Origin of the sequence: Bacillus sp. EE-W1 (assembly GCF_009760835.1) — a bacterium.
GTDB lineage: Bacteria > Bacillota > Bacilli > Bacillales > Bacillaceae_G > Bacillus_A > Bacillus_A wiedmannii.
On record NZ_WIPE01000019.1, the window covers coordinates 1 to 14,415 of the forward strand.

The window sequence follows — 14,415 nt, forward strand, 5'->3', positions numbered from 1 at the left end:
CTTTTTTTTTTTTTTTTGAAAAAATTTCTATATGTGGATTAAGATAGATATAAGTAGAAAAACTAATAAAGTAATAAGGTTTACTTCAGTAAATAAGGTATATTATATTTGTTGAATAGATTCTCTTTAAAGACAAGAAAAGTAGGTGAACAAAGTGGGAAAATATCAATTGGATTACAAAAGTCAGGTATCTGTGGCAAAGTTTCATGAAAAACAGACGCCTGCCAAATTTGATAAAAAGCAGCAAATTGAAAAATTGCGTGCGGAGTATTTGAAAAAGAAGCAAAAACAAACAGATAAATAATATGTTACGTTTTTGATAGGAGAAACTAGTTTCAATTACCGTATATTACCATTCGGTAATTAGAACTAGCTAAATCCTATTAATATCGGGATAAACATGTAAATAGAAACAAAACAACGAGAAAAGTTGACTTATTAGTCATATTTTTTAGTATTCATTTTAAGGATTTCCTGTATAATACAATTTGAAAGAAAATCTATGGTTTGACAAGAAACACTCTTTTCGGTTTTGCTCACTGAAGGGAGTGTTTTTTTGTAGCCACAAACTCCTCTGTACTCATTACAGTTGCATATACTCCATTTAAACTAGCCAAAATTGTGTTATGAATATAAACGGCTGGTATAGTAGCATTCTTAAAAGAAAGATCTTTTGTAGCACAAGCATCATGTATAACGGTACATGGAAAGCCGAAATCAAAAGCAGCCCTTACGGTAGCATCAATACACATATGAGTCATCATCCCGCATATGACGACGTGCTCAATGTCTAAACGTTGTAATTGTTCTAGAAGATCAGTTTCGCGAAAACTATTTGGATAATGTTTGAGTATAACGGTTTCTTCTCTAAGTGGACGTACGCTTTCATGAATATGTACACCCTCTGTATTGGGCAGGAAAAAAGTAGCGTCATCTTTTATTGCTACATGTTGGATATGAAAAATAGGTTCGTTTTTCGTTCTAAAGAGTTGTAGCAGCTGACGAGCATATTTGCTTGCTTCTATTGGATTACGCAATTCCATCTTTCCGTGTTGAAAATAATCATTTTGAATATCAACGAGTAAAAGAGCTGTTTTCATATATTTATCTTCCTCCGGTTTCATATTCAAATAATGGTATTCAATTTATAGAGGTGATTCTCCTTTTAAAAAAATATGAAGGAGAAGAATTTTACATAACTTTAAAAAGCAATATTATATTGTGATTTTTTATTTGAAAATTTTAATAGATAAATAATTAATATTTTTCTAAAAAATGTATTGACTCTTATTATTCTGAGTTCTATAATGAGAATTAATTAAACGACAATTAAATCGATACATTCTTATCCAGAGAGGTGGAGGGACTGGCCCTACGATACCTCAGCAACGGGTTTTTTAATACCGTGCTAACTCCAGCAAGCCTTATAAAAGGCTTGGAAGATGAGAAGATGTGACCGAGTACATATAAGTGCTCTCCTTCTTATCTTTATGGTTGATAAGAAGGAGAGCACTTTTTATTTTACCTCGAAAGCTCTACTTCAAGTTTTTACAGCATATAGGAGGGGAAAAAATGATTTCTTTTAACAACGTAAGTAAAGTATATGAATCAGGTGGGCAATCTGTTCATGCGGTGGAGGATGTAACATTATCAGTTGAGAAGGGCGAAATTTTTGGCATTATCGGTTTTAGTGGCGCTGGAAAGAGTACGTTATTACGCCTAGTAAATATGTTAGAGAGACCAACGGCGGGAACGATTTCAATAGATGATAAAGATATTACATCACTATCGACGAAAGAATTACGGAAGCTAAGACAAAGAATCGGGATGATTTTTCAAAGTTTTAATTTATTTAATTCAAGAACAGTGTTTGGGAATATTGCTTATCCATTAAGGTTAGCGAAAGTACCAAAAAATGAGATAAAAGAAAGAGTAAATGAACTGCTAAAGTTTGTAGGATTAGAAGATAAAGCAAACTATTATCCAGAGCAACTATCAGGCGGACAAAAGCAGCGTGTTGGCATTGCAAGAGCACTTGCAACATCGCCAGACATTCTTATATGTGATGAGGCAACATCAGCTTTAGATCCAGAAACAACGACAGAAATTTTGAACTTATTAAAGAAAGTAAATCGAGAATACAATGTAACAATTCTTCTTATTACACATGAAATGCATGTTGTGAAAGAAATTTGTCACCGTGTAGCTGTAATGGAGAAGGGAAAGGTTATTGAAGAAGGAAAACTGTTTGATGTTTTCACACAACCAAAAACAAAGACAACTCAAAACTTTGTACGCTCCATTATTAATGATCATTTACCGGAAAGTGTTCTAGGGAAAATTCAAAATGGTGGACAGATTTATCGCTTAACATTTACTGGGGAAGAGACAGGGCAGCCGGTACTATCATATATCGCGAAAAATTATAACGTCGATGTAAACGTACTGTACGGAAATATTATTGAACTCCAAAATGTGCTATTTGGAAATCTTCTTGTAGAATTGCAAGGTGAACAGAAGGAAATTCAAAAAGCATTACAACATCTAAGACTGCAAGTGCAGCTGAAGGAGGTAGAAGCTCATGCGAGTTGATTGGAGTATATTTTGGCCTCGCATAGTAGATGCGACGGGGGATACCCTCTTAATGGTAATCGTAACCCTTATATTTGCTACAATTCTTGGTATACCCCTAGGTTTACTGTTGTATGTAACGAGGAAAGGAAACTTTTTAGAAAATAAATGGGTCTTTTCTATTCTTAATATCATTATTAATACAATTCGTCCGGTTCCATTCATCATCTTCTTAGTAGCTTTAAGCCCACTAACAAGAAGTGTTATCGGAACGACGATTGGAACAGCAGCAGCAATCTTTCCAATGACGTTAGTTGCGTCAATTGGTATTGCTAGAATGGTTGAAACAAATCTTGTTTCAGTTCCAAAGGGAGTCATTGAAGCAGCTCAAGCGATGGGTGCTTCACCATTTAGAATTGTTTTTGAAATTCTTGTACCAGAAGCGTTAGCGCCATTGATTTTAGGTGTTACGTTTATGACAGTTGGTTTAATTGAATTTTCTGCAGTTGCTGGGCTTGTCGGTGGTGGCGGTCTTGGTGACTTAGCGATGACATATGGTTATCAACGTTTTGATACATCAGTTATGTTCGTAACGGTCGTTTTACTTATTATTCTCGTACAGATAGCTCAAAATTTAGGAAACTACTTTGCGAAAGTCTTTTTACGTAGATCATAAAAAGGAAGAGGGGAAAAGAAAATGAAGAAAATTTTAGCATTTGCATTATCAGCGATTGTAGGAATTTCAGCGTTAAGCGGCTGCTCAAGTGGAGACACGGGGGCAGGAGCAAAAGAGAAAGTAGTTCGCGTTGGCGTAACCGGAACAGATGGAGACGCTTGGGAAATTTTAAAGAAAAAAGCTGAAAAAGAGGGAATTAAAATTAAACTGGTTGAGTTCTCTGATTACACAACGCCAAATAAAGCGTTAGCTGATGGAGATATTGAACTAAACTCATTCCAGCACGTTGCTTTCTTAGAGCAATTTAAAAAAGAGCATAAGTTAGATATTACAGCTGTCGGTACAACGCAAATTGCACCAATGGGCTTATACTCTGAAAAATATAAGAAGGCAAATGAAATTCCAGATGGTTCAGAAATTGCGATTCCAAATGATCCAACGAACCAAGCTCGTGCATTAAAACTTCTTGATGCAGCTGGATTATTAAAGCTTAAGAAAGACTTTGGCTTATTCGGAGATCCAAGTGGCATTGCTGAAAATCCGAAGAAGTTAAAAATTACACCGGTTATCGCACAGCAAACACCTCGTGTATTAAAAGATGTTGCAGCTTCAGTTATTAATAACGGTGTTGCTGGTCAAGCTGGATTAGATCCAGCGAAGGATCCAATTTTCTTAGAAGATCCAAAGAATGAAAATGCGAAGCCATATATTAATATTTTCGCAGCTCGTACAAAAGATAAAGATGATTCAACACTGAAAAAAGTAATTGAACTATATCATTCAAAAGAAGTAACAGATGCAATTAAGAAAGAAACAAATGATGGTTCCATTTCAGTAGATCTTTCACTTGAGGAGCTTGAAAAAATCGTAAAATAATTATCGGGTTTAACGATTAACAGTAGGAACCCCTCCGCTGTTAGCTCGTTCAACATATAATCTACTTAACAAACAAAACCCTAATTCTGTACCTTCCAATTCTGTATAACGTAGAATCCAATGTTTGTTAAGTAGAGTGATGGACCAGGAGTTTTCCTGGTCTTTTTTTATGAATGAAAGTAGCTAGCGAATAGTAAGGTAATCCAAATTATAAAAGGGTAAGCAAATAAGCTAAAAATGAGTGTAATTACGAATTGTTTTTTATGAATGAGGTGTTTTTCGAATGAAAAAAAGAAAATAGAAAAAATCATAATGAAAACGGCTGATATTACGCCAGGATTATATGAACGATAAATGAAAAACAAAATAATATGTTGAACAGAGTTGAAGAATATCGCCCCCTGTATAAAAATAATCCAGTATATAGAAGACAAGAAGTTTAGTTGATATAGAAAGACGATAAGTAAGACAAAGATTGTTAATACGAAAATCGCAATGAAAAATTGTCGGCTTGTTATAAAATAAATTGAAAATTGATTAGCAAGATATTGTGGCATTTGAAAAGATTCTTCAAGGTTATGAACGAAAAATAATAAAGGAATGATCCAGGGTATAATAGTTGAATGTTTTTTCATCAACTGACATCACTCCAATAAAATATAGAAAGCCTAAAAAAGGCCCTCTATACAGGGATAGCTATTCAATTATGATACTTTTTAAATTATCCTCATGATGCTCTTGTTTTTTCGGATAAGTAGCTAGTTCCTCTTGCAAAATGTTTAGTGCTTGCTTAGCTGATTGCTGGATTGGGGCAGGTAACTCTTCTAATATATTCATACCGACTTTTATTTTTGTACGAATTACCTTCCTTAGTAGTTCCTCACGCATGCACTACACCTCCAAATCGAATGTTTAGTACATCATCTTCGAATTTTGCTCCTTGAATAGAAAGGTGTGTTAACGTTTTTGGTAATGTGATGTTCCGTTTCACAGAACCTGAACGAATGATAAGTTCATCACCTTTTTGATTTAATGAAAGTTCACTTTTGTTTGAGAAGGGAATGGAGAGAACGAAAATATACTCATCGCCATCTTTTTTTACATATTGAGTGCGACCGTTAAATTTCACTTCCGTAGGAGAAGAATCTGATTTAAATAAAGCATCTCCTACACGCTCTAACATAGACAAACCGACAACCTCTTGTTCAAACATAGGAGCTTCGTAAATAGGAAGCGGCTGAAAACTATCTTGAATCAATGTTTTATATTTCTTTTGAGTATCTTTCCATGCTTGAAAATAAGGATCGGTGACAGTGTTAGGGATGACGCGATTAATCATAATGGCATCCACGTTATAATCGTATAAGTTTAAATACGTAAAGCTGCGCTGAGCTTCTTTAATGACCATCTTTTCAGGATTTACAACGATGCGGATACTTGTTATGTCTCGGTTTGATAAAATATCTCTCATTTCTCCAAGTTGTTCAAGTGTATTCGTTAATTCGTCCATAATATCATCGGTTGGAAGGGGGACACCAAGAAGTGGTTGAGCTACAGGACGAACAACTTTTAAAACTTTTCTTTTAATAGGAAAGAGTTTTTCCATCCACCAGCCGAGCATATCTGGAAAGCTGAGCATTGCTAATGTTTCTCCTGTTGGAGCGCAATCAATGATGATAACATCATATGTGTTTTGTTTATAATAATCGAGTACGCGAAGTAAGCTAATTAAATCTTCCATACCAGGAAACATTGTTAATTCTTCTGTTGTAATATCATCAGCTGCTTTGGAAGTGAAGAGTAGTGTAATATATTTCTGTAATTTCCCCCAGCCTTTTTCCATCTCATAAATCGTATTAATTTCTTGTGCCCACAAATTTTCACGAATTGCTAATGGCTCAGAAGATAGCTTTATACCAAATGAATCTCCTAAACTATGAGCAGGATCTGTACTCATTACTAATGTTTTTAATCCTTGTTTTGCGCTTTGAAGTGCTGTTGCTGCTGAAATGCTAGTTTTTCCTACGCCGCCTTTACCTGTATACAAAATAATTCTCATTATTCTATCCCTTTTGTTTCGAGTATCGAATATTACGAGTACCGAAATAAAATGTTGAATAAAAACCCAACTAGGGTTTTATTCAATCGGAATGTTTTTCATTTTAGGTGTAGAAACCTTTTCTTCTGTTTTTTGCTGTGACGTAGCAATGTGATTCATGATCTTTTGGAAGATTTGTAGTAAGAATGCTTTTTCTGCTTCTGATAATGCTTCTGTCACTAGGCTAAAGTAATGGGCTGCATTTTGTTTTACTTCTTGAACGAGCATTACGCCGTTTTCTGTTAAACGAATTAATACAATGCGTCGGTCGTTTTCATCACGGTACCTTTCAATATATCCCTTTTTTACGAGGCGATTTACAACACCTGTCGTTGTACTCATCGGTATATCAAGAAGGTCAGCGATTTTTGTCATTGTAATATCTGTATTTCGCTCCATCCAAAGTAAACAAAATACTTCTGTTTTAGAAAGTGTTAAATCTAGGCTTACCCATTCTTCAGGATAAAAAAGTTTCTTGGCGTTATCTAGCAGTAAGTCTAAAAAATGTTCGTATTGCAACAATTATTTCCACTCCCGTATATTTCGAGGTTCGTAATATTTGTTTTTATTTTATGCAGAATTGAAATAAATGTCAATAGTTTTAACTGTTTTTTCAGATTAGACAGAAAACTAACTTTAAAATAGTATTCTTTTATGATAGATTTATAAATATAAAACTAGAATTTACATAAAAATCCATCATAGTAAATATACTTATCTATAATGGATGTACAGCTAACGAGGGGGAGAACAATGAGAAGACGTAATACGCAAGCGTTCACGTTTTTAGCATGGACTTCATTTGTTTGTGCACTTTCAGGTATGCTAATTGGAATTTATACGTTAGATGAAACGCTTAGTGTAAAAGGATATTATTTAATTGGAACATTATTTTTAACGATGTCTTGTTTTGTATTACAAAAAACAATTCGTGATAATGAAGAAGATAACGAGAGATTTCCGAAAAATAAACCGTTAGATAAAGAGTAAATCGTAAAGAAAGGCATTTGCCTTTCTTTTTTTATGTAAAAATGCAGTAAGTGCCGTGTGTTGACTTGCTTGAAGTACTGAAAATTTGGTATCATCAATAGTATTGTAGATTGAACGATATATTATGGAGGTGGCCTAGCCGTGTCAAGAATTTCCGTTGAGAATGTAAAGCACGTAGCACATTTAGCACGTCTTGCAATTACTGATCAAGAAGCTGAAAAATTTCAAAAACAACTAGATGCAATTGTTACATTTGCAGAACAGTTAAATGAATTAGATACAACTGATGTAAAACCAACAACTCATGTATTAACTATGAAAAATGTTATGCGTGAAGATGTACCAGAAAAAGGTTTACCAGTCGAAGAAGTATTAAAAAATGCACCGGATCACAAAGATAATCAAATACGTGTTCCAGCAGTATTAGAATAGAGGAGGGGAATTTCGATGTCATTATTTGATCATTCCGTATCAGAGTTACATAAGAAGTTAAACAACAAAGAAATTTCCGTTACGGATTTAGTAGAAGAATCTTACAAACGTATTGCGGATGTTGAAGATAACGTAAAAGCTTTTCTTACATTAGATGAAGAAAACGCACGCGCGAAAGCGAAAGAATTAGACGCGAAAATTGGTGCTGAAGATAATGGTTTATTATTCGGTATGCCAATTGGTGTAAAAGATAACATTGTAACTAACGGTCTTCGTACAACTTGTGCGAGCAAAATGTTAGCAAACTTTGATCCAATTTATGATGCAACAGTTGTGCAAAAGCTAAAAGCTGCTGACACAGTTACAATCGGTAAGTTAAATATGGACGAGTTCGCAATGGGTTCTTCAAATGAAAACTCAGGTTTCTACGCTACGAAAAATCCATGGAACTTAGATTACGTTCCAGGCGGATCTAGTGGTGGTTCTGCAGCAGCTGTAGCAGCAGGAGAAGTATTATTCTCTCTAGGTTCTGATACGGGTGGTTCTATCCGTCAGCCAGCTGCATATTGCGGCGTTGTAGGTTTAAAACCAACTTACGGACGCGTATCTCGTTACGGATTAGTAGCATTCGCATCTTCACTTGACCAAATCGGACCGATTACACGTACAGTAGAAGATAATGCATACTTATTACAAGCTATTTCAGGTATTGACCGTATGGATGCAACTTCTGCTAACGTTGAAGTAGGAAACTACTTAGCTGGTTTAACAGGCGACGTTAAAGGTTTACGCATTGCTGTACCGAAAGAATACTTAGGAGAAGGTGTTGGCGAAGAAGCTCGTGAGTCAGTACTAGCTGCTTTAAAAGTATTAGAAGGTATGGGCGCAACTTGGGAGGAAGTATCTCTTCCACACTCTAAATACGCTCTAGCAACGTATTACTTATTATCTTCTTCTGAAGCATCTGCTAACCTTTCACGCTTTGATGGCGTACGTTACGGTGTTCGTTCTGATAATGTAAATAATTTATTAGACCTTTACAAAAACACACGTAGCGAAGGTTTTGGTGATGAAGTAAAACGTCGTATTATGCTTGGTACATTTGCACTTAGCTCTGGTTACTATGATGCATACTACAAGAAAGCACAACAAGTACGTACATTAATTAAAAACGACTTTGAAAATGTATTTGCTAACTACGATGTTATTATTGGACCAACAACGCCAACTCCGGCATTTAAAGTGGGCGAAAAAGTTGATGATCCAATGACAATGTATGCAAATGACATTTTAACAATCCCAGTAAACTTAGCGGGTGTTCCAGCGATTTCTGTTCCATGTGGATTCGGTGCTAACAACATGCCACTTGGTCTACAAATCATTGGTAAACACTTCGATGAAGCGACAATTTACCGCGTTGCACATGCGTTTGAGCAAGCAACAGACTATCATACAAAAAAAGCAAGTCTGTAAGGAGGCGAGCATAGATGAATTTAGAAACAATTATTGGTTTAGAGGTTCACGTTGAGTTAAAAACAAATTCGAAAATTTTCTCTGCGAGTCCAACAGAATTCGGAGCGGAGCCAAATACACAAACAAGTGTAATTGACTTAGGATACCCAGGGGTACTTCCTACTTTAAATAAAGAAGCAGTTAACTTTGCAATGAAAGCTGCAATGGCATTAAACTGTGAAATCGCAACGGAAACGAAGTTCGACCGTAAAAACTATTTCTACCCAGATAATCCGAAAGCTTACCAAATTTCTCAATTCGATAAGCCAATTGGTGAAAATGGTTGGATTGAAATTGAAGTAGACGGTAAAAAGAAACGTATCGGTATTACACGTCTTCATTTAGAAGAAGATGCTGGTAAATCAACGCATACAGCTGATGGTTCATTAGTAGATTACAATCGTCAAGGTATGCCTTTAATCGAGATCGTATCTGAGCCAGATATGCGTACGCCAGAAGAAGCATATGCATACTTAGAGAAGTTAAAATCAATCATTCAATACACTGGCGTATCTGATTGTAAGATGGAAGAAGGTTCCTTGCGTTGTGATGCGAACATTTCCCTTCGTCCAGTTGGACAAGAGAAGTTTGGTACAAAAGCGGAACTGAAAAACTTAAACTCATTCACTTACGTACAAAAAGGTCTTGAGCACGAGCAAGTGCGCCAAGAGAAAGAATTGTTATCTGGTGGTATCATCCAACAAGAAACACGTCGTTATGATGAAGCAACGAAGAAAACAATCTTAATGCGTGTGAAAGAGGGATCTGACGATTACCGTTACTTCCCAGAGCCAGACTTAGTTGAACTTTACATCGATGATGAGTGGAAAGAAGAAATTCGTGCTTCGATTCCAGAACTTCCAGATGCACGTAAAGCTCGCTACGTTGCAGAAATTGGCTTACCAGCTTATGATGCACACGTATTAACATTAACGAAAGAGATGTCTGATTTCTTTGAAGCAGCAATTGAAGATGGAGCAGATGCGAAACTAACATCAAACTGGTTAATGGGTGAAGTGCTTGCATACTTAAACAAACAACAAAAAGAATTAAAAGACGTTGCATTAACGCCTGCTGGTTTATCTAAAATGGTTCAATTAATTGAAAAAGGTACAATTTCTTCTAAAATCGCGAAGAAAGTATTTAACGAGTTAATTGAAAAAGGTGGAGACCCAGAGGAAATCGTTAAAGCAAAAGGTCTTGTTCAAATTTCTGACGAGGGTACACTTCGTAAAGTTGTAACAGAAATTCTTGATAATAATGAGCAATCTATCGAAGACTTTAAAAACGGTAAAGACCGTGCAATTGGCTTCTTAGTTGGTCAAATTATGAAAGCTACAAAAGGACAAGCAAATCCGCCGCTTGTTAACAAAATCTTACTTGAAGAGATTAATAAGCGATAATAATAGTAACTTGTAAAGATTAAGCAGAAAAACACCCGTACATGGGTGTTTTTCTAGGTTAATCAAACGTTTGTTTAAATGAGAGAAGATCGTTTAAACAAACGTTTGATTAACTGTCAAAAGTGTAAAAATGTTTGTATAGCAACTATGGTATGATAGTTGCAAAAAGGTGGGAATAATGATAAATCTAGACATAGAGGTTTTTTCATCTCATGAAATAATAGATAATTATTATTCGTTATATGTAAATTGTTGTGAGGAAATAGATGGACATAAATTTTTTGTCAAATAAAACAAAACCATTGAAATGAATATTTACTTTTGATGGACTACACGAATCGGGTTCTTACTGCCTGTTTGAGCGAGATAAAAGAAGGATAGGAAGATGAGAGGAGGTAGGCATGGGAATACTGAATAGAAGTTCGGTATGTTCTTTTTCAATATATAAAGAAATTTCCTGTGCTAATAAATGATGAAGCGAGCAAGAATTATTTATAATCCTACTTCTGGGCGCGAGCTATTTAAGAAGAGCTTACCGGAAGTATTACAAAAATTAGAACAAGCTGGATATGAAGCGTCTTGTCATGCGACAACTGGTCCTGGAGATGCGACTGTGGCAGCGAGGCAAGCTGCGGATCGTAAGTTTGATGTTGTTATCGCAGCTGGTGGTGATGGTACATTAAATGAAGTGGTGAACGGCTTAGTAGGACATGAACATCGTCCAAAGTTTGGAATTATTCCAGTTGGAACGACAAATGATTTTGCGCGTGCGATCGGTGTACCTCGTGCTATTGAAGAGGCTGCGGATATTATTTGTGAAGGGAAAACAGTTCCGTTAGATCTTGGTAGAGCGAATGATACATATTTCATTAATATCGCTGGTGGCGGCCGTATTACAGAATTAACATATGAAGTGCCAAGCAAGCTAAAGACGGTATTAGGCCAACTTGCTTACTATTTAAAAGGAATCGAAATGTTACCGTCATTACATCCAACATATGTTGAAATTGAGTATGATGGGAAATTACTACAAGAAGAAATTACGATGTTTTTAATTACGAATACTCGTTCAGTGGGCGGCTTTGAAAAGGTAGCACCATATGCATCGATTAACGATGGATTATTTGATTTATTAGTACTGAAAAAAGGTTCTATTGCTGACTTAATTAAAGCAGCAACACAAGCGCAGCGTGGTGAACATATTAACAATCCAAAAGTACTATACACACAAGCAAATCGAATTAAAGTGCATTCACCAGATAAACTAATGATTAACTTAGACGGTGAATACGGTGGAGATGCACCGATGGAATTCGAAAATATATATCATTGTCTTGAACTATTTGTTCCTGAACAACAAGAGGATGCCCTGTAAAGGCATCCTTTTTATTATATAGAGGAATTGTAAATTGGAAGTTAGTTTGATTTTTATGGTATTTTTACAATTCGTTTATTTTATATCCATACTTTATTGATACACTGGAGGAGATAAGAAACGAGAGGTAGGATGCTATGGAGAAGGTAAAGGCAATACTATTTGATAAAGATGGGACATTAATGGATTTTTATTCAATTTGGATAAAAGTGGCTGAAGAGCTTGTTGCTGAATGTATAAAATTATATCAACTCCCACATTCAATGCAGCAGGCTTTATTAAAAGAAATCGGTGTGGATGGGGCATTTGTTCATCCTCGTAGTGCAATAGCTGCTGGAACAAGCCTCGATGTAGCAAAGGGGCTTTGTAAGTATATTACGTCATCTAAGGAAGAGGAAATGCATGAGTGGGTAAGTGAAAAATTATTTTCTCTTATGTATGAACACCGCTCCTATATGAAAATGACGGCGGATTTACCGAGGATTTTACAAGGTTTAAAGGATAGAGGATTTATTTTAGGTGTTGTGACAGCTGATGATTTTGCACCAACAGAATTATTTTTGAAACAATATCAATTAGAGTCCTTTTTTGATTATGTTGTAGCTTCAGATACATTTCCGGCACAAAAACCAGATAAAAGAATTGTAGAATATTTTTGTGAGAAGTTTCATTTAGAAGCATGTGAAGTAGCCGTCGTTGGAGATACACCAACTGATTTACATTTAGCGAGAAATGGTGGCAATTGCTATGCAATTGGAGTACTGTCTGGTACAGGAGATCGTCAAACGTTAGAACCACTTGCAGATTTAGTAGTACAATCTGTTGGGGAGTTTATTTCTCATTCGGGTGAGTTGATTTGGGAACAAGGAAAGTCTAATGTGTAAGAAAAATAAGTCTATAAGGACTCTTAATGAGTCTTTATAGACTTATTTTTTATGTCGACATAGAAGGTATGCAGGATGAATGCTGGGAAAGAACGTTGGCATACATTTTGCAATGAAAAGAGAAAACAATGTAAAGAAAAGGATGGGGTACGTAATGAACACAAAAAAATTTGCTAAAGTAAATGAACAAATTCCTGGACCGAAAGCAGCGTCTTTATTAGAACGCCGCCAAAATATAGTACCAAAAGGAGTAAGTAACGGCATCCCAACGTTTGTACAATCTGCAAATGGTTCTCTTGTAACAGATGTTGATGGCAATCAGTACATTGATTTCGCGGGAGCAATCGGAACAATTAACGTAGGGCATTGTCATCCAGCTGTTAAAGAGGCGCTCCATAAACAAGTAGATCAATACATTCATACTGGATTTAATGTCATGATGTATGAGCCATATATTGAATTAGCAGAAAAACTTGCGGCATTAGCGCCGGGAAGTTTTGATAAGCAAGTACTATTTTTAAATAGTGGTGCAGAAGCGGTTGAGAACGCTGTGAAAATCGCTCGTAAATATACAAAAAGACCTGGTATTATCGCATTTTCTAAAGGATTCCATGGGCGTACATTAATGACAATGACGATGACAAGTAAAGTAAAACCATATAAATTTGGATTTGGTCCATTTGCGCCTGAAGTCTATAAAGCACCATTCCCGTACGAATATCGCCGCCCAGAAGGATTAACGGAAGAGCAGTACGATGACTTTATGATTGAAGAGTTTAAGAATTTCTTCATATCAGAAGTAGCACCAGAAACAATTGCAGCCGTTGTAATGGAACCTGTTCAAGGGGAAGGCGGATTTATCGTTCCAAGTAAGAAGTTTGTGCAAGAAGTACGCAATATTTGTTCAGAACACGGCATCTTATTTGTAGCGGATGAAATTCAAACAGGATTTAGTCGTACAGGAAAATATTTTGCCATTGATCATTATGATGTCGTTCCAGATTTAATTACGGTATCTAAATCATTAGGCGCTGGTGTACCGATTAGTGGTGTTATTGGGCGCAAGGAAATTATGAATGAGTCTGCGCCGGGAGAGCTTGGTGGAACGTATGCAGGAAGCCCACTAGGATGTGCAGCAGCATTGGCAGTACTTGATGTAATAGAAAAAGAGAATTTAAATGATAGAGCGATAGAATTAGGAAAAGTCGTAATGAACCGATTCGAAGAGATGAAAAATAAATATAATTGCATTGGTGATGTGCGTGGTTTAGGAGCAATGTGTGCATTCGAGCTCGTTCAAGATCGGAAGACGAAAGCACCTGATAAAACGTTAACAGCTAATTTGTGCGCAGAGGCAAATAAACGCGGATTACTTCTACTATCAGCAGGGACATACGGTAATGTTATTCGTGTGTTAATGCCATTAGTTATTACAGATGAGCAACTTGAAGAAGGATTAACTATAATTGAAGAATCATTGCAAGTCTGTTATGAGAAAGCGAATACTGCTCGTGTTTAAAAGCTAAATAATAAATCGCAAACATTCTAGCTGACTCTATATAAAATACAGAAAATTCACTTTATAATAAAGGTAGTGA

16 protein-coding genes and 1 riboswitch are annotated in these 14,415 nt (G+C 35.9%); of the genes, 11 read left to right on the top strand and 5 right to left on the bottom strand.

From position 1 onward, the window contains the following. Nucleotides 1-154: 154 nt before the first annotated feature. Entirely contained in the window at nt 155-304 is a 150-nt protein-coding gene (locus GFJ36_RS28945; protein WP_000521654.1) for a hypothetical protein, read from the top strand. Nucleotides 305-536: 232 nt separating this feature from the next. Here GFJ36_RS28945 and GFJ36_RS01395 read toward each other — a convergent pair whose 3' ends face one another. Continuing rightward, complete coding sequence (locus tag GFJ36_RS01395) at nt 537-1,100, bottom strand: cysteine hydrolase family protein (RefSeq protein ID WP_088061531.1); 564 nt, start codon at nt 1,098-1,100, stop codon at nt 537-539. A 242-nt stretch (nt 1,101-1,342) separates the two neighbouring features. After that, nucleotides 1,343-1,449: riboswitch (SAM riboswitch) on the top strand. A 123-nt stretch (nt 1,450-1,572) separates the two neighbouring features. Between GFJ36_RS01395 and GFJ36_RS01400 the strand changes: the two genes are divergently transcribed. From GFJ36_RS01400 to GFJ36_RS01410, 3 genes are read left to right on the top strand one after another with little or no spacing between them, the layout of a single operon-like run. Then, on the top strand, nt 1,573-2,592 hold the full coding sequence (locus GFJ36_RS01400) for a methionine ABC transporter ATP-binding protein (protein ID WP_046953719.1): 1,020 nt from the start codon (nt 1,573-1,575) through the stop codon (nt 2,590-2,592). After that, nucleotides 2,582-3,247, top strand: coding sequence for a methionine ABC transporter permease (locus tag GFJ36_RS01405; protein ID WP_071757779.1), 666 nt, complete (start codon nt 2,582-2,584; stop codon nt 3,245-3,247). The genes GFJ36_RS01400 and GFJ36_RS01405 overlap by 11 nt, the downstream gene beginning before the upstream one ends. A 21-nt stretch (nt 3,248-3,268) precedes the next feature. Continuing rightward, a complete protein-coding gene (locus GFJ36_RS01410; RefSeq protein ID WP_097889269.1) occupies nt 3,269-4,123 on the top strand; it encodes a MetQ/NlpA family ABC transporter substrate-binding protein in 855 nt (284 codons plus the stop codon). Between the two features lie 167 nt (nt 4,124-4,290). Here the strand turns inward: GFJ36_RS01410 and GFJ36_RS01415 are convergent, their stop codons facing one another. From GFJ36_RS01415 to GFJ36_RS01430, 4 genes are all read right to left on the bottom strand, one after another. Next, complete coding sequence (locus GFJ36_RS01415) at nt 4,291-4,758, bottom strand: HXXEE domain-containing protein (protein WP_141542816.1); 468 nt, start codon at nt 4,756-4,758, stop codon at nt 4,291-4,293. Nucleotides 4,759-4,819: 61 nt separating this feature from the next. After that, the gene (locus GFJ36_RS01420) at nt 4,820-5,011 is read right to left on the bottom strand and encodes a DUF3926 domain-containing protein (RefSeq protein ID WP_087982231.1); all 192 of its coding nucleotides are present in this window, start codon (nt 5,009-5,011) and stop codon (nt 4,820-4,822) included. Then, on the bottom strand, nt 5,004-6,185 hold the full coding sequence (locus GFJ36_RS01425) for an ArsA family ATPase (protein WP_088061535.1): 1,182 nt from the start codon (nt 6,183-6,185) through the stop codon (nt 5,004-5,006). The genes GFJ36_RS01420 and GFJ36_RS01425 overlap by 8 nt, the downstream gene beginning before the upstream one ends. Nucleotides 6,186-6,260: 75 nt before the next feature. Then, nucleotides 6,261-6,743 carry a MarR family winged helix-turn-helix transcriptional regulator gene (locus tag GFJ36_RS01430; protein ID WP_097889271.1) on the bottom strand — a complete coding sequence of 161 codons (483 nt, stop codon included), beginning with the start codon at nt 6,741-6,743 and terminating at the stop codon, nt 6,261-6,263. A gap of 231 nt (nt 6,744-6,974) precedes the next feature. Here GFJ36_RS01430 and GFJ36_RS01435 point away from each other — a divergent pair, with 231 nt between their 5' ends. The 7 genes from GFJ36_RS01435 (at nt 6,975) to gabT (ending at nt 14,336) form a co-directional block, all read left to right on the top strand. Beyond that, nucleotides 6,975-7,211 (top strand): YiaA/YiaB family inner membrane protein, encoded by a 237-nt coding sequence (locus tag GFJ36_RS01435; protein ID WP_001254393.1) that lies wholly within the window; start codon nt 6,975-6,977, stop codon nt 7,209-7,211. A 141-nt stretch (nt 7,212-7,352) separates the two neighbouring features. Next, nucleotides 7,353-7,643: an Asp-tRNA(Asn)/Glu-tRNA(Gln) amidotransferase subunit GatC gene (gatC, locus tag GFJ36_RS01440; protein ID WP_000086999.1), complete on the top strand. Its 291-nt coding sequence runs from the start codon at nt 7,353-7,355 to the stop codon at nt 7,641-7,643. 15 nt (nt 7,644-7,658) lie between these two features. After that, complete coding sequence (gatA, locus tag GFJ36_RS01445; RefSeq protein ID WP_000051449.1) at nt 7,659-9,116, top strand: Asp-tRNA(Asn)/Glu-tRNA(Gln) amidotransferase subunit GatA; 1,458 nt, start codon at nt 7,659-7,661, stop codon at nt 9,114-9,116. 14 nt (nt 9,117-9,130) lie between these two features. After that, entirely contained in the window at nt 9,131-10,558 is a 1,428-nt protein-coding gene (gene gatB / locus GFJ36_RS01450; protein WP_001047688.1) for an Asp-tRNA(Asn)/Glu-tRNA(Gln) amidotransferase subunit GatB, read from the top strand. A 469-nt stretch (nt 10,559-11,027) separates the two neighbouring features. Then, entirely contained in the window at nt 11,028-11,933 is a 906-nt protein-coding gene (locus tag GFJ36_RS01455; RefSeq protein WP_000977669.1) for a diacylglycerol kinase, read from the top strand. A gap of 137 nt (nt 11,934-12,070) precedes the next feature. Beyond that, nucleotides 12,071-12,817 carry an HAD family hydrolase gene (locus GFJ36_RS01460; RefSeq protein WP_097889272.1) on the top strand — a complete coding sequence of 249 codons (747 nt, stop codon included), beginning with the start codon at nt 12,071-12,073 and terminating at the stop codon, nt 12,815-12,817. A gap of 154 nt (nt 12,818-12,971) precedes the next feature. Next, on the top strand, nt 12,972-14,336 hold the full coding sequence (gabT, locus tag GFJ36_RS01465) for a 4-aminobutyrate--2-oxoglutarate transaminase (protein WP_176518829.1): 1,365 nt from the start codon (nt 12,972-12,974) through the stop codon (nt 14,334-14,336). The last annotated feature ends 79 nt before the right edge of the window (nt 14,337-14,415 follow it).